Annotated in this window: 18 protein-coding genes; 16 read left to right on the forward strand and 2 right to left on the reverse strand. The window is 48.1% G+C overall.

All coding sequences use genetic code 11. The features are described 5' to 3' along the window. The first annotated feature begins 18 nt into the window (after positions 1-18). The 7 genes from HMPREF0240_RS19910 to HMPREF0240_RS19940 all read left to right on the forward strand — a co-directional run bounded on the left by HMPREF0240_RS19910 (position 19) and on the right by HMPREF0240_RS19940 (position 7,654). A complete protein-coding gene (locus HMPREF0240_RS19910) occupies positions 19-1,116 on the forward strand; it encodes a substrate-binding domain-containing protein (RefSeq protein ID WP_035314312.1) in 1,098 nt (365 codons plus the stop codon). Between the two features lie 97 nt (positions 1,117-1,213). After that, positions 1,214-2,707, forward strand: coding sequence for a sugar ABC transporter ATP-binding protein (locus tag HMPREF0240_RS19915; RefSeq protein WP_035314352.1), 1,494 nt, complete (start codon positions 1,214-1,216; stop codon positions 2,705-2,707). Continuing rightward, a complete protein-coding gene (locus HMPREF0240_RS19920) occupies positions 2,704-3,666 on the forward strand; it encodes an ABC transporter permease (protein ID WP_009005206.1) in 963 nt (320 codons plus the stop codon). The genes HMPREF0240_RS19915 and HMPREF0240_RS19920 overlap by 4 nt, the downstream gene beginning before the upstream one ends. A gap of 12 nt (positions 3,667-3,678) precedes the next feature. After that, positions 3,679-4,557, forward strand: coding sequence for a class II fructose-bisphosphate aldolase (locus tag HMPREF0240_RS19925; RefSeq protein ID WP_009005207.1), 879 nt, complete (start codon positions 3,679-3,681; stop codon positions 4,555-4,557). Between the two features lie 4 nt (positions 4,558-4,561). Further along, positions 4,562-5,611, forward strand: coding sequence for a galactitol-1-phosphate 5-dehydrogenase (locus tag HMPREF0240_RS19930; protein ID WP_009005208.1), 1,050 nt, complete (start codon positions 4,562-4,564; stop codon positions 5,609-5,611). Positions 5,612-5,706: 95 nt separating this feature from the next. Continuing rightward, the gene (locus tag HMPREF0240_RS19935; RefSeq protein WP_009005209.1) at positions 5,707-6,654 is read left to right on the forward strand and encodes a 1-phosphofructokinase family hexose kinase; all 948 of its coding nucleotides are present in this window, start codon (positions 5,707-5,709) and stop codon (positions 6,652-6,654) included. A 238-nt stretch (positions 6,655-6,892) separates the two neighbouring features. Continuing rightward, a complete protein-coding gene (locus tag HMPREF0240_RS19940) occupies positions 6,893-7,654 on the forward strand; it encodes an ABC transporter ATP-binding protein (protein WP_009005210.1) in 762 nt (253 codons plus the stop codon). 46 nt (positions 7,655-7,700) lie between these two features. On the opposite strand, the gene HMPREF0240_RS19945 is transcribed toward HMPREF0240_RS19940, so the two are convergent. Both HMPREF0240_RS19945 and HMPREF0240_RS19950 read right to left on the reverse strand, forming a co-directional pair. Next, on the reverse strand, positions 7,701-9,005 hold the full coding sequence (locus HMPREF0240_RS19945) for a HAMP domain-containing sensor histidine kinase (RefSeq protein WP_035314317.1): 1,305 nt from the start codon (positions 9,003-9,005) through the stop codon (positions 7,701-7,703). After that, positions 8,995-9,678, reverse strand: coding sequence for a response regulator transcription factor (locus tag HMPREF0240_RS19950; RefSeq protein ID WP_009005212.1), 684 nt, complete (start codon positions 9,676-9,678; stop codon positions 8,995-8,997). Before HMPREF0240_RS19950 ends, HMPREF0240_RS19945 begins: the two co-directional genes overlap by 11 nt. A gap of 192 nt (positions 9,679-9,870) precedes the next feature. On the opposite strand from HMPREF0240_RS19950, the gene HMPREF0240_RS19955 reads away from it, so the two are divergent. From HMPREF0240_RS19955 to HMPREF0240_RS25245, 9 genes are all read left to right on the forward strand, one after another. Beyond that, a complete protein-coding gene (locus tag HMPREF0240_RS19955) occupies positions 9,871-12,078 on the forward strand; it encodes an ABC transporter substrate-binding protein (RefSeq protein WP_009005213.1) in 2,208 nt (735 codons plus the stop codon). Further along, complete coding sequence (locus tag HMPREF0240_RS19960) at positions 12,020-12,943, forward strand: sugar ABC transporter permease (protein WP_009005214.1); 924 nt, start codon at positions 12,020-12,022, stop codon at positions 12,941-12,943. Before HMPREF0240_RS19955 ends, HMPREF0240_RS19960 begins: the two co-directional genes overlap by 59 nt. Beyond that, entirely contained in the window at positions 12,930-13,793 is an 864-nt protein-coding gene (locus HMPREF0240_RS19965) for a carbohydrate ABC transporter permease (protein ID WP_009005215.1), read from the forward strand. Before HMPREF0240_RS19960 ends, HMPREF0240_RS19965 begins: the two co-directional genes overlap by 14 nt. Positions 13,794-13,800: 7 nt before the next feature. Then, a complete protein-coding gene (locus tag HMPREF0240_RS19970) occupies positions 13,801-15,216 on the forward strand; it encodes a hypothetical protein (protein WP_009005216.1) in 1,416 nt (471 codons plus the stop codon). Positions 15,217-15,311: 95 nt separating this feature from the next. Further along, complete coding sequence (locus tag HMPREF0240_RS19975) at positions 15,312-16,247, forward strand: ABC transporter permease (RefSeq protein ID WP_207636769.1); 936 nt, start codon at positions 15,312-15,314, stop codon at positions 16,245-16,247. Positions 16,248-16,476: 229 nt separating this feature from the next. Then, on the forward strand, positions 16,477-17,577 hold the full coding sequence (locus HMPREF0240_RS19980) for a hypothetical protein (protein ID WP_009005218.1): 1,101 nt from the start codon (positions 16,477-16,479) through the stop codon (positions 17,575-17,577). A gap of 63 nt (positions 17,578-17,640) precedes the next feature. Next, positions 17,641-18,612: a TPM domain-containing protein gene (locus tag HMPREF0240_RS19985; RefSeq protein ID WP_009005219.1), complete on the forward strand. Its 972-nt coding sequence runs from the start codon at positions 17,641-17,643 to the stop codon at positions 18,610-18,612. A gap of 55 nt (positions 18,613-18,667) precedes the next feature. Then, entirely contained in the window at positions 18,668-20,002 is a 1,335-nt protein-coding gene (locus HMPREF0240_RS19990) for an SPFH domain-containing protein (protein ID WP_009005220.1), read from the forward strand. A gap of 20 nt (positions 20,003-20,022) precedes the next feature. Further along, a complete protein-coding gene (locus tag HMPREF0240_RS25245; protein WP_278245613.1) occupies positions 20,023-20,151 on the forward strand; it encodes a hypothetical protein in 129 nt (42 codons plus the stop codon). The last annotated feature ends 7 nt before the right edge of the window (positions 20,152-20,158 follow it).

Raw genomic sequence — 20,158 nt, forward strand, 5'->3', positions numbered from 1 at the left:
ATTGTGGAGGGAAATAAGATGAGGAAAAGATTTTTTAAAGTATTGGTAAGTGTATCTGTTTGTGCTGCAATGGCAGTGACTTCTCTGGCAGGATGCGGAAACAGCAAAAGTGAAGCGGAAGAATCTAAGAAAACAAGCGCTGATACAAAGGTGTCTGATATAAAAGTAGGTTTCTGCATGAAGACACAGGATTCTCCGTATTTCGTAAGCCTGGTCGAGTCCGTGAAAGAGCTGACAAAAGCAGAGGGGTGGGATTGCACCGTACTGGATGCGGGCGGAGATTCCACCAAAGAGGCGGAAAACATGGAAACGCTGATAACCCAGGGCGTAGATTTGATCTTTCTGGACAGCGTAGATCCGGATGCCTGTGTCCCGAGCATTGATGCAGCGGCAGAGGCCGACATCCCGGTCATCAACCTGGACAGCGGTGTAAGCGAGTGTAACCAGTGCACTACCATTTACTCAGACAATAAGCAGAATGGACGGCTTGTAGGTCTGGCATATGGTGAATTTGTAGAAAAAGATACGGAAATCGTGGCAGTTCTTCTGAGCGCATTGAAAGGAAACATTGCCTGCCTCGAAAGACGTCTGGGTCTGTACTGCGGAATTATAGAAGCCAGATCCGGTTGTACGGAAGAAGAAGCATGGGAAAAGGCACAGAAGATGGAAGACGATCTGGTGGCATCCGGAAAAGCAAGAAACGAAGAAGCCAACTTTACACTGCGCGGACAGGGGTGGGGCGCAGGAACCAGGGAAGAAGGGCTTGTTGCGGCAGAAGACCTGATCACGGCTAACAAGGACCTGACCTGTGTACTGGGTGAGAATGACCAGATGTTGTTTGGAGCTATGGACGCTCTTGAGAACGCCGGAATTGAAGGTGTGGACCTGGTAGCGGCGGCAGACGGTGCAAAAGAAGCATACGATCTGATCAAAGAAGGAAAATACTTCGGAACAGGAGAGAACTCTCCATTTAAAGTAGCTGAAAAAGGAATGGAAGTAGCAAAAGAAATTCTGATTGACGGAAAAGACTGGACAAGTTATGACGACGTCATTCTGACGGAAGCAGTTGCAGTTACGATTGACAATGTAGACGAACATTACGACTTTGGATTCTAGTGCATCGTTTAGCCAAAGGGGTCTGACCCTTCTGCAAGGGGGTCAGACCCCCTTGGCAGAAGGGTCAGACCCCTTTGAGAAAATGGGAGGTAGGAATGTGGAAAACGAATATCGTCTGGAAATGAAGGGAATCTCGAAATCATTCGGCGGAGTAAAGGCGCTGACAGATGTGGATCTGTGTGTGAAAAAGGGCGAGGTCCATGCTCTGATCGGAGAAAACGGCGCCGGGAAATCGACTCTGATGAAGATCTTATCAGGCGCCTATCAGAAGGATGCTGGAGAGATCAGGATAGATGGGGAGCAGGTAAAGATTGAGGTGCCCAAGGATGCAAAGGATTTGGGCGTGGCGGTTATTTATCAGGAATTTATGCTGGCTCCGGATCTGACGGTTGCAGAAAATATATTTATCGACAGGCTCAGCCAGGGCCGGTTGATTAACTGGAAACAGCTTAATAAGAATGCGGAGGAAGAGCTGGTAAAACTGGGATTTGGGGATATAAAGCCGACGACACCAGTGAGAAACTTAAGTGTTGCTTACCAACAGGTGGTGGAGATCTGTAAATGTCTCAAGCGGAATGCGAAGATACTGGTTCTGGATGAACCGACGGCGGTGCTTACGTTTGCTGAGATTGAAAAGCTTTTTCAGATCATTGAACGTCTGAAAGAGCAGGGAACGAGCATCATCTATATCTCCCACAGGCTGGAAGAAATATTCCGGCTGAGCCAGCATATTACAGTGCTGAAAGACGGGACCTTTGTGGATACCGTTGCCACGGACACGATCGACAAGCAGAAGCTTGTGAATATGATGGTGGGACGGGATATGACACAGATGTTTCCAAAACGCAGCGCCAGGATCAAGGATGTAGTGCTGGAGGTAAAGAATTTAAGTGCAGGCAGTATGGTAAAGAATGTCAGCTTTCAGGTAAGCGCGGGTGAGGTGCTGGGATTTTCAGGCCTTGTAGGCTCGGGCAGGACAGAGACGATGCGGGCCATATTCGGGATAGACAGGAAAGAAAAGGGCGAGATCATCTACTTTGGAGAACACATTGACTTTAAGGATCCGAAAGAAGCGATTCAGCATGGCTTCGGCCTTCTGCCGGAGGACCGGAAGCAGCAGGGTCTTCTGCTGGAACAGAGTATAAGGGTGAATGCTACACTGACAATCCTGAATAAGATTACGAATAAATTTGGTGTGATCAATCATGCAAAAGAAAAGAAATACGTTCAGGAACTTCTGAAAAAGATATCTACAAAATATGGAAGCACCGAGGATAACGCGAACAGTTTAAGTGGTGGAAACCAGCAGAAGATTGCACTGGCAAAATGGATTGCGGCAGATTGTAAATGCGTCGTTTTTGATGAGCCGACCCGGGGCGTTGACGTAGGTGCAAAGACAGAAATATATCGTATTATTAATCAGCTTGCAGAAAAGGGTGTCGCAGTGATTATGATCTCTTCGGAAATGAACGAAGTAATCGGTATGTGCGACAGAGTGATCATCATGCGTCAGGGCGAGATCACCGGAGAGCTGAAACAGCACGAGCTGGCAGAACAGAATTTGATTAAATACGCAATGGGGGTAGAATGATGGAAGCTCAAAAGAAAAAGATAGATTTGAAGCGGTTGTTGATCCAGAATAATACATATATCATCTTATTGATTTTATTTATAGTCTGTTGTGTATTATCCAGTAACTTTCTGACCGTTATGAATATCAGAAATATCGCCCTGCAACAGGCGGCTCCTGTCTGTGTTGCAGTGGGCATGCTGTTTGTAATCCTGACCGGTGGAATTGATCTTTCCGTCGGATCTATTATGGCGCTGGGGGCATGTGTCACTGCTACGATGATGGCGGAACATGGAATGAATATGTTTGTTGGGATCATCGCGGCTATGCTGATGGGATGTATCCTGGGAGGCATCACAGGATTTTTTGTGGCATACACAAAGATGCAGGGATTTGTGGCCTCTCTGGCAATGATGACAATGGCAAGAGGCGCTGCATTTATGCTGACAGACGGTATTCCGGTCAAACTGGAAAAAGGAACACTGGATGTTCTGGTTAAGAAAGAATACGGTTATCCGATCATATTATGCGCAGCTTTGATCGTTCTTTTATTCTGGTTCATCCAGAAATACACTTCTTACGGAAGAATTGTAATTGCACTGGGAAGCAACAGTACGGCAGTAGAACTGGCCGGTATCCGCGTGAAAAGATATCTGCTTTCTGTCTACGCAATCTCAGGATGCCTGGCGGCGCTGGCAGGAATCTTTATAGCTGCAAGATCTTCTACCGGAAGCCCAACCGTAGGGGATGGGCAGGAGCTGGATGCTATCACGGCCTGCGTCATCGGCGGTGCGAATCTGGCAGGCGGAAAAGGTACGGTAATCAAAACGTTGATGGGAGCTTTTGTGCTTGCACTGATCGGCAATATTATGAACCTGATGGCAGTGCCGTCCTATCCCCAGGATATTATCAAGGGATGTATTATCATTGCAGCGGTTCTGCTTCAGTTATTTACGGAAAAAAGTGAACAAACAGTATAAAGGAGAAAGAAAATGCCATTAGTTGATTCAAGGAAAATGCTGCAGGATGCCCGGCAGGGAGGCTATGCTGTGGGCGCGTTTAATGTGGAAAATATGGAGATGGTCAAGGCGGTAATCCAGGCGGCGGGTGAAATGGAGTCGCCGGTAATACTGCAGACAACGCCGTCCACAATACGTTATGGCGGCGCGGCAGTTTATGCGTCCATTGTCAGTGCGGAAGCGGCCAGGACTCCGGTTCCGGTTTGTCTGCACCTGGATCATGGAAGCAGTTATGAACTGGTGGAGGAATGTCTGGAGGCAGGGTACAGGTCTGTGATGATCGACGGTTCGGGGCTGCCCTTTGAGCAGAACATTGAGCTGGCGGCAAAGGTAACGGCCAAAGCCCATGAATATAGTGTGCCGGTAGAGGCAGAGCTGGGAAAAGTCGGAGGAAAAGAAGACGATCATGAAGCCGAGAGCGATGGAAATACAGATCCTGCAGAGGCTGAGCAATATGTCAGAGAAACCGGAATTGACTCCCTTGCAGTAGCAATCGGTACTGCACACGGGTTCTACAAAGGCACCCCTGTACTGGACAAGGACAGACTAACAGAGATCAGAAGCCGGGTTGAAATTCCCCTTGTGCTGCACGGTGCATCGGGATTAAGCGATGCGGAGGTAGAAGCGTGTGTGGAGAGAGGAATCTGTAAGGTAAACTTTGCGACAGAACTGCGGGTGGCGTACACAGAAGCGGTAAAAGAACTTCTGGCTGAGAAGCCCGAAGTGTTTGATCCGAAAGAGCTTGGAATTGCAGGTATGAAAGCCGTTACAGCCCTTGTCAAACATAAGATAGCGGTATGCAAAAGCGCAGGAAAAGGAATGATTGTACAAAAAGGTATTGAGGAGGTTTAGCAGAATGAAAGCTGGAGTTGTCCATGCAAAAAATGATATTCGTTATGAAGACATCAGCAAACCCGTTCCCAAGGAGGGCGAGGTTCTTATTCGGGTAAAATATACCGGAATATGCGGCTCGGATATCCCAAGAGTAAACGGGGATGCATGTCATTATTTTCCGAATGTTCTCGGACATGAATTCTCGGGAACCGTGGAGCAGACCGGCGAGGGTGTAGAAAGCCTGAAGGCCGGGGACCGCGTTGCCGGAGTGCCGCTGGTTCCCTGTATGAGATGCAGTGACTGCCAGCGAGGGGACTACTCTCTGTGCAAAAATTACAGTTTCATTGGATCCAGAGAATTTGGAAGTTTCGCCGAATACGTTGCAGTACCCGAAAAAAATGCGGTCAGATTTGGTGATGAGGTGACCTTTGAACAGGGGGCATTTTTCGAACCTGCTACGGTTGCACTTCACGGTGTCAGAAGACTGAACTACCGGGGAGGAAAGACAACAGCCATTCTCGGGGGAGGGACGATCGGGCTCTTTACAATGCAGTGGGCAAAGGCATTTGGTGCAGCGAAAGCGGTTGTTTTTGATATTGTGCCGGAGCGTCTGGAACTGGCCAGACGGCTGGGAGCCACCGAGGTAATTAATACATTAGACCCGGATTTTAAGGAAAAGGCCATGGCAGTAACCGGAGGCCGGGGATTTGATTATATATATGAGACTGCAGGAAATACGGCAACGATGAAGATGGCTTTTGAGCTTGCGGCGAATCATGCAGAAATATGTTACATAGGGACTCCTGTCAGAGAGCTGGGATTCCAGGTACAGGAATGGGAAAATATGAACCGGAAGGAATTTACACTGACAGGTTCCTGGATGTCATACAGCGCGCCGTTCCCGGGGGATGAATGGACCCTGACGGCAGAATCCTTCCGAAATGGTGCACTGCGTTTTGATGATTCCCTTATATTTGAAAAAATACCGCTTGCCAAAATTGCAGATGCATTTGAAATGTACAAGGTTCCTGGAAAAGTAAAAGGGAAGATTCTAATTGACTGTGAGGCATAGGAACGGAGAATTCTATGACAGGCGAAAGACTGCGGCATATGTCCTGGCTGACAGGCCCGGGCAGAGCTGCAGAGCGGGCTTAAGGAGGCACGAAGATGATTTTGACAGTAACAATGAATGCGGCAATCGATAAACGGTATGTAGTAGCCGGGGCAAAGAACGGAGAAGTAAACAGAGTGCTTACCTGTACGCCCACTCCGGGCGGAAAAGGGCTCAATGTATCCAAACCGGCAGTCATTGCAGGAGCAGAGGTGGCCGCCACAGGTCTTGCAGGGGGCCATGCCGGGGACTATATCATGGAAGGCCTGAAATCCCTGGGGATTCGGAACGAATTCTACCGACTTGAAAAAGAAAGCCGCACATGTATTAACATATGGGACAAAGACACCTGCGAGCAGACAGAATTCCTGGAACCAGGTTTTACGGTTAGCAGGGAAGAGTACGCGGGCTTTCTGGAAAAATACAGAAGCCTTGTATCAGAGGCAGACGTAGTAGCACTGTCAGGGAGCGTTCCTTCCGGTCTGGACGAGAACACCTACCCGGAACTGATACAGATTGCAAAAGCAGCCGGGAAAAAAGTGATTCTGGATACAAGCGGAAGGCTGCTTCAAAAAGGAATCAGCGCAAAACCGGATATGATAAAACCGAACATAGATGAAATCCGTTCTCTGACAGGAAAGGAATGTATGTCAGAAAAAGAACTTCTGGAGGCCGCCGCCGATATTCAAAAAGGTGGAGTTGAGACAGTCATCGTCTCTTTAGGAGCCGGCGGGGCCGTTGCCGTATGCAGCGAAGGCGTTTACCGTGCCAGAGTTCCTAAAATAGAGGCTGTCAACTCCGTGGGCTGCGGAGACTCTATGATTGCTGGATTTGCGCTGGGATTCGAAAACTGGGTAAAAACAGGAAAGCGGAATATGGAAGAAATTCTGAGAGAAGCGAGCGCAATGTCCACTGCGGCAGCACTGAGAGAAGAAACGGGATTCTTTCTTCAGAAAGATAAAAAGCGCATAGAAAAGGAGATTATAATATCACGAGAAGGGTGAGGGCGGGCCGCGATTCCAGACATCTACACTCATCCGGCCGTTAGGAAAGATTCTTCCCCTTATTAGGGGATGTGTAGTATAATGTTAGTTATTATTAGCGCATGGATGCAGGAGCGGAAGGGCTGTATAAAACGAGTGAGGTACCTGTATTTGCACACACAGGTCTGATTGTTTGACTGTTTATGCCGGTATCTGGGGATTGCGGTATGCTAAATAGAAAGATTTGGAGGCAGGCAGAATGGGAGAAATAAAAGTACTGGAAGTAAATAATTTAGTCAAAAATTATCAGAAGTCTGCATCAATGGAGGAAAAGGACGAAATCAGGGTTCTGAAAGGCCTGGATTTTGAGGTCAGGGAAGGGGAGTTTGTTGGCATCATGGGTAAATCCGGATGCGGAAAGACAACACTTCTGAGAGTACTCGGGCTGATAGACAAACAGACGGACGGAACCCTCCTATTCGAAGGGAAAGACAGGGATAATCTGAACCCGGATGAACTGGCGGATATCCGAAGAAAGCAGATTGGCTTCGTATTCCAGGACTTTTATCTCATGGACAGCCTTTCCGTGAAAGAAAACATCATGCTTCCTATGATTCTCAGTAAAGAGCAGCCGGTAGTCATGGAGAAAAGGGCACTGGAGCTTGCTGAACAGTTCCAAATCGATCATTTGCTGGCAAAAGAGCCATATGAACTTTCTGGAGGCGAGAAGCAGAGGGTGGCGCTCTGCCGTGCACTGATCAATGACCCGGAACTGGTTCTGGCCGATGAGCCAACGGGTAATCTGGATTCCAAATCGGGTAAAATTGTGATCGATGCTCTGACCAGGATCAATAAAGTGTATGGGAAAACCGTGGTAATGGTAACCCATGATCCGCAGATGGCGGGGTACTGTGGGAGAATCATACTGCTGAAAGATGGAGCCATACTTGAGACTTTGGAAAAGACAGGGGGAGAGGAAGAATTTTATCAATTGATATTAAAGAAGATGGGGGAGATATAGGTGTGGGCTGGTGTGTGGCCGCTGGTATATACAATCCCCCATCCCATCAGCCCTGTATAATATGAAACCTGACAACGAATGTACTCCCTCCCCCCGGAGTATCTTTTACGTCCAGTTCGAGTCCCTGCGCCTTTGCCAGTTCCGACGCAATCGAAAGGCCCAGCCCGAAGTGTTCTTTGTGGCTGCGGGATTTGTCACCCCGGTAAAAACGGTCAAATATCTGTTTCTTTTTCTCATCAGGGATTCCCCTGCCATAGTCCGTCACAGAGATGTATACGGAGTTTCCCCGGCAGTCCGCTTTCAGCAGAATCTTACGGTTTCTGCTATTCTCCAGGCCATAGGCGGCCGCGTTTTCCAGGAGTATGGTAAATATCTGCAGGCAGAGCTGCGGGTCGGCATGAACTTGTGGCAGCGTCTCTGCGGGAAGCTCCAGCAAAAGTCTGGCATTTTTTGAGTGGAATACCGGTTCGTACAGTTCCAGCACGTGCAGAAGCAGTTCATCTATCTCCAGGCTTTGCGTCTGCAGAATCAGATTTTTGCTGTCTGCAGATGCAAGAAGCAGCAGGTTTTTAATGAGCGTACTCCCGCGTTCGCATTCACTTTGGATAACACCCAGAAGCCGGGGGCTTTCATCGGGGGCATCTTTGACTGCGGCCGCATTTGCCTGGATGACAGCAAGGGGAGACCGGAGCTCGTGAGAGGCCGCGGAGACGAAGTCTCTCTGTTTTTGGTAAGTTTCTTCCAGAGGCTGTGTGGAACGGCGGACAAAACGGCGGCCGGTCAGGTACAGCAGGAAGATACCAATCAGATCCAGGAGCAGGTAAAGCAGGCCTGTTTTCAGAAGGTCTCTGCGGTGCTGCGTCTCATCTGATAAAAGGATCATTTTTTTATAGCCTGAGTCTGAGCGTGTGATCAGTACATTTCCAAGCCATGTATCATGATGATCTCCGGTGATACGTAAGACAGAACTTTTCAGCAGATTGGAGGACATGGGATGGGAATCTTCGTAGATCCCTTCTTTTTCAGCCCCGGCTGCAGCGCGCTCCAGCAGTATATCCCTGCCTCCCTCCGGCTCCCATGCGCCCGGGAAGAAGAGCTGATGCCCGTTCTCTTCTATATAGATAATCAGTCCGTTTTCCAGCTCCATCTGTGCCAGGTAGGCGTCTGTAAACCGGGAATCGGTCTGCAGTTTGGAGGTCAATGTAAACAAGTTGCTTTGAAATGCGGACTCCCGGCGGTTGCTCTGTGAGACTGCTGAAAACAGGAATGCCATAACAACGATTAGTGTCAGAATCAGCCCTGTGCTCAGAGTATATAAAAAGATAAGGTTTTGTTTGAATTTATGAAACATGAGGCGCCTCCAGGCGGTAGCCAAGGCCGTGTACGGTGGTGATGACACTCTGGCTGTGCAGCGTTTTCAGGTGTTTTCTTAGGAAATATATATAAGTATCCAGGTTGCCGTCCTCTACTGAGGCATCTGTGCCCCATACACGCACAAAAATCTGTTCCCGCGCAAGGACCTTCTCCGGGTTACGGAGAAAATATTCCATTAGCAGTGCCTCACGTCCAGATAACTGCACTTCTTTGTCTTTGCATTTGAGGGTGCGGCTGTCCGGTGTGAAACACAGGTCTAAAAAGGTCAGATCCTGATGCTCCAAAAGTACGCCGGGACGGCGGGAGAGTGCGCGGATACGCGCCATCAGCTCTTCAATTGCATAGGGCTTGACCAGATAATCATCTGCGCCGCAGTCCAGTCCGTCGATCCTGTCATTCACCGTATCCAGCGCAGTGGTCAGGATCACGGGCACGTTTATGTGGTTCTGCCGGATGGAGCGCAGGATAGAAAGCCCGTCGATCTCCGGAAGCATCCGGTCCAGCAGAATCAGGTCATAAGAATTACTCATCGCATAATATAAAGCTTCACTTCCTTTATAACAGCAGTCTGAAGTGTGATTTCTTGCCTTGAGCTGTAACTGCAGGGCAAGGCAAAGTTCTTTATCATCTTCCACGATTAATATATGCATAATGATACCTCTTTTCGTAACAGTTCAGGCTTGCGTGTACTGTTGCCTCTTTTTAAAACATTCCAATGTATTAAATATAGTATAACAGATAAATCTCAAAAAAATCTTTAAGAAATTATTCCAGGCTTTCAAGATTTTTTGAGATTTTGTCTGTATGATTAACTGTATCGCCATTGAAAGGAAGGTACAGCTGTGAAAAACAGAATAAAACGGACACTTGTATTTATGTTGGCACTGGCTCTGACAGCCGGTCTGCTGGCAGGATGCAGCAAAGGGAATACAAAGAATAATAACTCAGGAAAAGGACGCTACATCGAGAAGGATATCGAACTGCCTTTAAAGGACGGGGAGAGTGTGATCAGCCTTTCCAAATCCAAAGACGGGAATCCTCTTCTGTTTGCGGGCAGTGGTGCGGTAGTAAACAGATATGAATATAAAGATGGAAAATGGGAGGAATCCCCGGTTAAATGGATCGCAGAGTTATACCAGGACAATCCTCCGTATCTGGTTGATATGGAAGAGGCGGCAGACGGCACACAGGTAGTTTTGAGTGCAAATATGGAGACCCAGCAGTTTCAGCTGGCCCGCGGAAAAGAGGGGGGCGCCGGTGAAGCACTGGATGCAGCCTATCTCAAACAGGAGACGGAGTACGGTACCCCAGCGATAGCGGATCTGTTGGTTGACGATTCAGGAAATTACTGGCTGCAGGATATGTATCAGCAAAAAGTTGTGGTTCTTTCACCGGATACACTGGAAATGCTCAACGAAATTGAGACAGTTCAGGCTTTCAGCAACGCACAGAAGATGATGGCAAAGGGCAGTGACGGAATTGTGGCTGTGAACACAGAGGAAGGAGTCTACACCTTATATCAGAGCAGCAGTATGGCGAAGAAAGGGACACTGCAGCAGGATGATGGAGTGCAGGGACAGCTTTGCAGCGACGGCACCAACTGGTATTCCATTTCAGAGGACGGGATCAGCAGAAAACAGACTGGAAACGATATCAGTGAAATTCTGATGGAAGGAAGCATGGGAGCCATGGGGTCACCTGTAAACAGCCCGATTTCTGTGATCACGGGAAATGATGAAGACTTCTATGTATTGTACAGCCAGGATAAAGCGGGAACAAAAAGTCTGGAATATTATTCCTTTGATTCCAGCATACCTTCTGTTCCGGAAAAAACACTGAAAGTTTTTGGACTGTCAGAGAATGACACCGTACGCCAGGCAATTATTAGTTTCCAGAAAAAACATACCGACGTGAAAGTGGAATTTAATACTTCCGGTAAATCAGCGGGCGAGGTGAGCACAGATGATATTCGTACACTGAATACGGAGCTTCTTGGCGGAAACGGAGCAGATGTACTGCTGTTGGACGGCCTGCCAGTTGATTCCTATATCGAAAAGGGTATGCTGGAAGACCTCACAGACCTGGCAAATGAACTGATGGGGGAGAATACCTATCTGGAAGCGATTCTGAAGAATACTGCTCAGAAGGATGAGAAAATCTACGGGATGCCGGTGAAATTTAAAATACCGATTCTCTATGGGGACGACGAGGTTAAGACGGCACTGGAATCCATTGATACGCTGCAGGCATATATGGATGCCAACCCGGAAGCAACCGTATTTGGAGTTGCAGACTATGATTATATCAGCAATTTCCTGTTCCAGCTGTACCAGGAGGAAATTGTGGGTTTGGACGGAAAGATCGATCAGGATAAGCTGGCGCAGCTTCTGGAACTGGAGGCGAAAATCAGTGAGAATGCCCGGGCCGAGGAGTTCCAGGGAGAGGCATACAACACTTCCTATGAATATGTTCAGGGGTCGTTTAACAATATTGTGAGTGCAGGCATCATGAAATATCCAAACGCAGTGTCCACGGATGAGATATCCAGTGTGCAGAATATGATGCTCCCCTATGCTATGATGCGGGAGCTGAATGTAAAGCCGTCTGCAATTCAGAATATGTATGATCCGGTCGGTGTTGTGGGAATTAACGAGAGCAGTGAGGAAAAAGAACTTGCAGAAGAATTTGTTAAATATCTATTTTCAGAAGAAATACAGTCAGCACAGCTTGATGATGGATTCCCGGTAATGGAAAGCGCATTAGAGAGTATGGCTGCAGAGGCGGACAGCGAATATGCGAAAGCATTTTCCATGATGTCCAGTACGATGATCGGAGACGAGGTTGTGGAGATATCAGCCACATATCCGACGGTGGAGGAAGTAGAGCAATTAATGGAAATCAGCCACTCACTGACAAAGCCGGTAAATCAGGATCGGGTCGTATGGAATATTTACCAGGAAACAACGGACAAATATCTGGAGGGAAGTATTGATGCCACAAAAGCGGCGGAGACAATCGCGCAGAAGGTGGATACCTATCTCGCAGAATAGAAAAAAAGAAATAAGAACGGCATACCTGTTTCTGCTCCCAAGTCTTTTGGGAGTAGGAGGGTTTGTCTTCATACCGTTTCTGGATGTTATCCGGAGGTCGTTTCTGCAGGCATCCGGCCATGGCTTTGTGGGGCTTATGAATTATCAGGAGGTGCTTCAGAATGAGGCTTTTGGAAGGGCAGCGGGAAATACGGCGAAGTTCATGCTGATCTGTATCCCGCTGCTTCTTTTCTTATCTCTTGGGACTGCATTAATACTGCAGAACACCAGCGGGTTTCAGAAGGCGATGAAGACAGGTGTGCTGCTTCCCATGGCAATGCCGGTGGCGTCTGTAGCCGTCTGCTTTCAGATGATATTTGACAGGCATGGCTGGCTCAATCTCCTGCTTCAGAAATTCGGAGACGGAGGGCAGGACTGGCTGGCAACAAAACAGGCATTCTGGGTGCTGACAGCCTGCTATATATGGAAGAACCTGGGGTATGACATGGTGCTGTGGCTGGCAGGTTTAAGCGCTATACCGCGGGAACAGTATGAAGCCGCTCAGGTGCAGGGCGCGGGCCGGTGGAACTGTTTTCGGTATATCACGATGCCTCAGATGAAGGAGACGGTATTTGTGACGGCGCTTTTGTCCTTCATCAATGCGTTCCGTGTGTTCAGAGAAGCATATCTGATAGCGGGTGATTATCCCCATGACAGTATTTACATGCTGCAGCATCTGTTTAACAACTGGTTTACAAATCTGGATATCCAGAAAATGACGGCAGCGGCGGTACTGCTTGTACTGGGAATAGGAGGTGTCCTGGGCGGTGAGGAATTATGGAAAAATCACAGGGAAAAGCGGGAGAGAAAGCTTGGGCAGGCATAAAACAGCCGGCCTGGGCCAGGCGGCAGTCAGGGCGTGTCTGGTTCTTGGACTGGCGGTAATCATACTCCCGCTGTTCCTGCTGGTTTCCTATTCCTTCATGGGAGTACAGGAATTAAGGGAACTGTGCGGACCGGTTCTTTCCGGTCTGGAGGGAATGTCCGGATTCCGGCTGATCCCGGCTTATCCAACGCTGCGGGCATATGTACGGCTTCTTCTCGATTCGCCGGAGTTTTTTACGGCATTCTGGAATTCCTGTATGCAGACAGGGGGGATATTGGCAGGCCAGCTGCTTGCGGCAGTTCCGGCGGCCTGGGCATTCGCCAGATTCCGGTTCCCGGGAAAAGGTGTGCTTTGGTTCTTTTATATGCTTTTGATGATTCTCCCGTTTCAGGTGACTATGGTTTCAGGATATCTGGTACTGAGTGCGGTTCATCTGATGGATACACCGGCGGCAGTAATTCTGCCGGGGATGTTTTCCACATTGCCGGTATTCATATTAAGGAAGAGCTTTTCGGCAATTCCAGGTGAAATGATTGAGGCCGCCAAGGTGGATGGCGCGGGAAGTCTGAGAATCTTTTTTCATGTCGGCCTGCCCCTTGGGAAAGCCGGAATCTTTGCCATACTGATTCTGGGATTTCTGGAGAGCTGGAATGCAATTGAGCAGCCGATGACTTACCTGAAGACAAAGGTGTACTGGCCGCTTTCGCTGTATTTGCCGCAGATTACCGCATCAAAGGCAGCCCTTGCATTTGCAGCATCGATTATTATGCTGGCGCCGGCGCTTCTTTTGTTCTTTTTCGGACAGGATTATCTGGAACAGGGAATTGTTGCATCAGGAATTAAGGAGTAGATCATAGATGGATAAGAATAAGAAACGGGCCATACGGATTCTGGCAGTATTTCTGGCCGTGATGGCGCTATGCACAGTGGTTTCCAGAGCGGCGGCATCTTTGCTGGTAGCACAGGTGCAGGTGGGAGGAATAAAAAAAGGACGTCTTTCCTATACGTATGAAGGGAAAGGGCAGATCGTTCCAGCGCAGGAAACAAAGCTTTTTCTCTGGCCGGAGCAGCAGATTGAGAGTGTTGCCAAAGAAGGCAGTACGGTGAAAGCGGGAGAATGTCTGGTACAGTTCAGAGCGGAATATCTCCAGAAAGCCATTGACAAGAAGCAGGCTGAAGTGGAGCGGCTTCGACTGCAGCGGGATCAGCAGCAGGTTTCTGCACGCGGGAACGAAAGAGTGTCTTCGGCTGCGGGGGCGGCCCTGACGCTTGAGTCCGCACAGAACAGGCTGGCAGAAGCGGAACAAAAGGCAGCAGAGGCGCAGGCTGCATATGATGAGGCGGTATCCGCCGGACAGCCTGAGGAGGAAGAGAACGCGGGGATTCAGGCGCAGAAGCAGGAGCTTTACCAGGCACTGCAGAGTGCACAGGCAGAAGTACAGTCAGCGAATCAGGCTGTAGAAGACGCCCAAAATGCCTATAACCTGGCATGCCAGGAAGATGCGGCCCAGGAGGCCAATGATGCTAATGCCCGGGAGGCCGCCGAGCTGGGGGTGAAGGATCTGGATGTTCAGACAGAGCAGGCGGAGAGTGAGCTGAAAAAGCTTAAGGAGTATCAGGCCGCAGGAGGAAAAATCTGTGCAGAACAGGACTGCGTGGTGCTTCAATCAGGGGGAAAAGAGGGCGCTGTTACAACCGGTTCAGAGATTTTGGTACTGGGAAGCGGTGGATGGCGTCTCCGGGGAAGTGTCAGGGGGGAAGACAAAGAGGAAATATCGGCAGGGAAGGAAGTAGAGATTACGCTGCCGTCTTCCGAAAAACGTACCTTAAAAATAGAGTCTCTTGAAAATGCAGACAGCGGACAGGGTAAAGAGGACGGACAGGGACAGAGCGCAGGGCAATCCGGCGGCGATGCGTCAGACGAGGCGGGGGCATTCTGGTACGCACCCCTTCCCGAAAGAGTCGAGGGTGTTTATAACAAGGCTTTTACCTGGAAGGCAGAGGTGGAATCAGAGGAAGAATACGAGCAGAAAATTCCACTGAGTGCACTGCGAGAAGGCACTGATGGGACCTACTGTCTGATTCTCGCCGAAAGCTCCGGTATGCTGGGGACCATCCAGAGTGCTAAAAGAGTTCCGGTAAGCGTATTAGAAAAAGACAGCGAGAGTGCTGCAGTAATCGCTGAGCTGACCAGAGGAGACCAGATCATTGTTTCATCGGAAAAATATGTGGAAGAAGGTGACCAGGTACGGATAATGGAAAACGCAAACTGACATTTTATCTATTACTTGCTGGGGTGCTGATTCTGGCAGACCTATGGCTGCTGAGCCGCACGCAGGCGTCCGGGAACCATTCGGGTTATCTGTCCGTGCGATATGGGGAGGGGCAGATCTTAGAAGATTCCTTTGACCAGCTGGTAGACAGTGAGGAAGCAAAAAAACTTGCGTCAGCCGCAGTGTGGAAGGACAACGGCCGGGAGGAGATATCCGCAGAGCAGACCGGCAGAAAAGAAAAGGCAGACTGTTACAGTATGAAAGGCCAGCCGGAGGCAGTGTTTGGAAAGACACTGCGGTCCGGCAGATATTTTCTGAGCAGCGAAACAGGAGTCTGCCTGCTGGACGAAAAGACTGCCATCGCCCTGTTTGGGGTCAAAGATGCAACCGGAAATGAAGTCAAAACAGGGGGAAAGACATACCGTATAACCGGAATATTGTCGGGAGAAGATGCAGTCTGTATTATACCTGCAGAAAAGGGGAGTACATTTGATGGTGTTACTGTCCGGAGAAAATCGGATAACAAGTCTGTGCAGAGTATTGTCAGCATACTGGAAGTATACATGGGAGGTTCTCACGGAGAAGTAATAGACGGACAGTTCTACTCGGCTACTGCAAAGATTGTATTTGCAGTTAACCTGGCAATGCTGTGCGCTTTACTTTGTACTGCTGCATCGGTAGTGGCCGGAAAAACTACGAAACCGGCTGTTCTGTCACGGAGCTTGTCCGGGGCAGGCTGGATCGTGGCGCTGCTAATTATAATTCTTGGAATTGCCTTCTCCGGCCTGGGAAGAGACTATCTGCCCACATACTGGTCGGATTTTGAATTTTACAGCAACCTTTGGAAAACAAAAACGGAGGCAGTCAGGATGTTGGCAACTTTTCAGCAATTCTGGCCGGAACAGCAGATGTATAACAGCTGGAGGCAGGTTATGGGAGCAGGAGCAGCGCTGGTGGGGATCGCCGCTTTGGGAACACTGTATAGGATCGTGGTCATACAACGGTGCAGGCTTAAGCGCATTATTAAATAAAAATACACAAGGTATATCAACAGGGCTGAAATCCATTATTAAGGATGATTGCCCTGTTTTTTTGAACGAATGAAACAAGGATTGTTATGTTGCTTTCGGAAAAGTGCATAAAGTCTGTTTCACTTGTATGCTTTTAGCAAACAAAAGTTTAAAATTTATGATATAATAAACGCAGATTATAAAGTATATTTTTACCTAAATGAGACCAGAGAGAAGAGGAGTATGGAATATGAGTACAAAAGGCTATAAGTGCCCTTGCTGTGGGGGGAATCTTGTGTTCAGCAGTGAAATCCAGAAGCTTCGCTGTCCATCTTGTGGGAATGAGATTGATATGGACACAATCCGGCAATATGCGGAGATCGTAGAGTCAGTAGAAGAGCAGAAGGATACATTCGATTGGGAAGAAGACTCCCGGGGAAGCCAAGGGGAATGGAAGGCAAGAGAAAAAGACGGAAGGAAAGTTTACACCTGCCCTTCCTGTGGAGGAGATGTGGATGCGGATCAGACTACCGCAGCTACAAAGTGTCCCTATTGTGACAGTCCGGTAATCCTTCCGGGACAGGTGTCGGGAGAATTCCATCCGGATTTGATTATTCCGTTTCAGCTGGATCAGGATGCGGTAAAAGAGGTGTTTAAGGAGTACTGTAAAGGAAAGAAGCTTTTGCCGAGGGGCTTCTGGTCTGAGCATAATATAAAGGAAATAACAGGAGTCTATGCTCCGTTCTGGATGTTCAGCTGTCGGGCAAAGGGGGCTGTTATCTATGATGCGGAAAAAATAAAAAAATGGCGGGATGATTATTATGAATATACCCAAAGCGATTTATACCTTGTTACCAGAGAAGGGGATATGTTTTTCGAATACGTTCCTGTAGATGGTTCTGTTGAGCTGGATGATACCTATATGGAAGCCATTGAGCCTTTTGGGATGGAAATGGCGGAGAAGTTTGAAGAAGGTTATCTGTCAGGCTATGAAGCGTTTAAGTATGACGTGCCCAAGGAAAAATGCCGGCGACGGGCAGAGGAAAGGATAAAAAGCTCATTTGAAGATACCATAAATCAGTCGGTCAATAAAAACGAGTATCAAACTATAATACAGAAAAGTTCCAGGATTGACTGCAAGAACGGACGAGTGCAGTATGCCCTGCTTCCGGTATGGACATTCAATGTAAAATATAAAGACAAAACATACAGCTATGCAGTGAACGGACAAACAGGAAAGGTGGCAGGGAATCTGCCGGTTGACAGAGGCGTGTTCTGGAAATTTGCGCTGGGTGTATTTGCGGGAAGCAGTGTGATCATATATTTACTTATGATACTTTTGTTATTATAATCAATTGTGATTACGGTGCAATAGAAAGTGTTGAGACTATACATGATGGAAGAGGGATAGAGAATGAAAAAAATACGGTTTATGGCAGCGCTGCTTTGTCTGTTTCTGGTAAATGTGATACCGGTATCAGCCAGTGAAGAAGTGAGTCTGCCGAAAGTGGTCGATAATGCAGAACTTTTATCTGATGCGGAAGAGGCGGAGTTAACAAAGCTGACCAACGATATTGCCGCAGTATATCAGATCGATGTAGTACTGGTAACTGAAAATGAGAGACAGGAAGCGGATATTCAGGCTGAAGCAGATATGCTGTTTGATAGTAATGGATATGGTATTGGAGACAAGAAAGACGGAGTGCTGTTTGTACTGGATATGAAGAATAGGGAGTGGGCGATATCTACACACGGAGATGCCATTACACTGTTCTCAGACTACGATTTGAATTCACTGGGGCAAACTGCGGCACAGAGTTATTTTGCGAATGGTCAGTATCGTGACGGTTTTATTACCTATGTGGCAGGAATTGTACATATATGTGAAGAAAAACTGAATTCTCAGGTGGATGGCCAGAGTGCGGGTGATGAAAGTACAGAGGCAAATGCAGCGGACGGAAGTGCAGAGCCGAATGCAGCGGATAAGTTTGAGAAAAACCAGCCATCAAACAGTGGTACAGCAGGGGGAAATCAGACGCAGGAAAAGGTGAAAACGCCATCGGAGCCAAAGACACCTGTTGACTACATAGCGTCGGCTCTTGTATGCGGATTGATTATAACCATTATTTGCATGAAGGTTATGAAGTCGAGAATGAAAACGGCTTATAAGCAGATGAACGCAAATGTATACCAGAATAAAGACGCATCGCTGCAGATTCGTAAAAACGAGGTGTTCTTAACAAGTAGTATTACCAAAGTTCCTGTGAAGCAGAAGGATCCGGATCCGCCGAGACATCCGGATCCGCAAAGACACAGCAGGACAACAACGACAGTTCATACAAGTGATAACGGTGAAAGACACGGCGGTGCCAGCGGCAAGTTCTAAACTTAATATAAGTGCGTCAGGATGTACTTGAATTTAAATCAGGAGGTAGCTAGTTATGGGGTTATTAAAAGCAGGAATTGGAGCGGCATCAGGAGTGCTGGCAGACCAATGGAGAGAGTATTTTTATTGTGAGTCTCTGGATGACGGAGTCATCGCTGCCAAAGGAATGAAGCGGACATCCAAAAGAAGTTCCAATAAGCACGGAGACGAGAATATCATCAGCAACGGTTCCATAGTGGCGGTAAATGAAGGGCAGTGTATGATGATAGTCGATCAGGGAGAGATCGTAGCGTTCTCTTCAGAACCAGGGGAATTTGTATGGGAGAATTCTTCCGAGCCCTCTATATTCTGGAGCGGATATGATCAGGGAGTAGAAGAGGCCTTTCATACATTCAAAAAGCGTTTCTCAATGGGGGGAGATACCGGAAAGGATCAGCGGATCTATTATTTCAACACCAAAGAACTTATGGGAAATAAATATGGTACTCCAAATCCGGTGCCTTTTCGTGTAACAGACAAGAATATAGGTCTGGATATGGACATCTCAATCCGATGTTTCGGAGAATATTCATACCGTTTGAGCAATCCGATCTTGTTCTATAAAAATGTCTGCGGAAACATTGATTTCGAGTTTTCCGTTAAAGATCTGGAAAGCCAGTTAAAGAGCGAGCTGTTGAGTGCCCTGCAGCCTGCATTTGCGCGGATATCAGAAATGGGAATCCGCTACAGTGCGCTTCCCGGACATACAACGGAACTTACGGATGCGCTGAAAGACATCCTCTCCAATAAGTGGAACGATACGAGAGGAATCGAAATGGTATCCATCGCGATCAGCAGCATCCGGGCATCCGAAAAAGATGAAGCATACATAAAAGAACTGCAGAGGTCCGCGGTCTTCAAAGACCCTACCATGGCAGCTGCATATCTGACCGGTGCCCAGGCAGCAGCCATGCAGTCTGCGGCTAAGAACGAAGGTACAGGATCCGCCATGGCATTCATGGGAATGGGTATGGCAAACAATATGGGAGGTATGAACAGCCAGAACCTCTACCAGATGGGACAGCAGCAACAGATGAACCAGCAGCAGTCTGCACCAGCCGGGCAGACTCCGGAGGCGGGCGGCTGGAACTGCAGCTGTGGATTCACAGGAAACAAGGGAAAATTCTGTGCAGAGTGCGGGGCACCTAAGCCGGTACGGGAAGCGGGCTGGAGTTGTCCCTGCGGTGCAGTAAACAAAGGGAAATTCTGTCCTGAATGCGGTTCGAAGAAACCCGAAGGCGTCCCCCAGTACCGCTGTGACAAATGCGGCTGGGAGCCGGAAGACATGGCCCATCCGCCCAAATTCTGTCCCGAATGTGGAGATCCATTTGATGATGGAGATCTCGTATAAGTTTACAAAGAAACAAAAATGTGGATGAAAAAGAAAAATATGAATGTAAATTGTTAAAGGAAGAAAATACGACACTCTTTGTTAAAGGTAAAGGCTTCATAGATTTTTCGGATATTCATTTAATGTTTCCAACACTTTCACATGCATAGTTAGTTT

The organism is Clostridium sp. D5 (assembly GCF_000190355.1).
Classification (GTDB): domain Bacteria; phylum Bacillota; class Clostridia; order Lachnospirales; family Lachnospiraceae; genus Faecalicatena; species Faecalicatena fissicatena_A.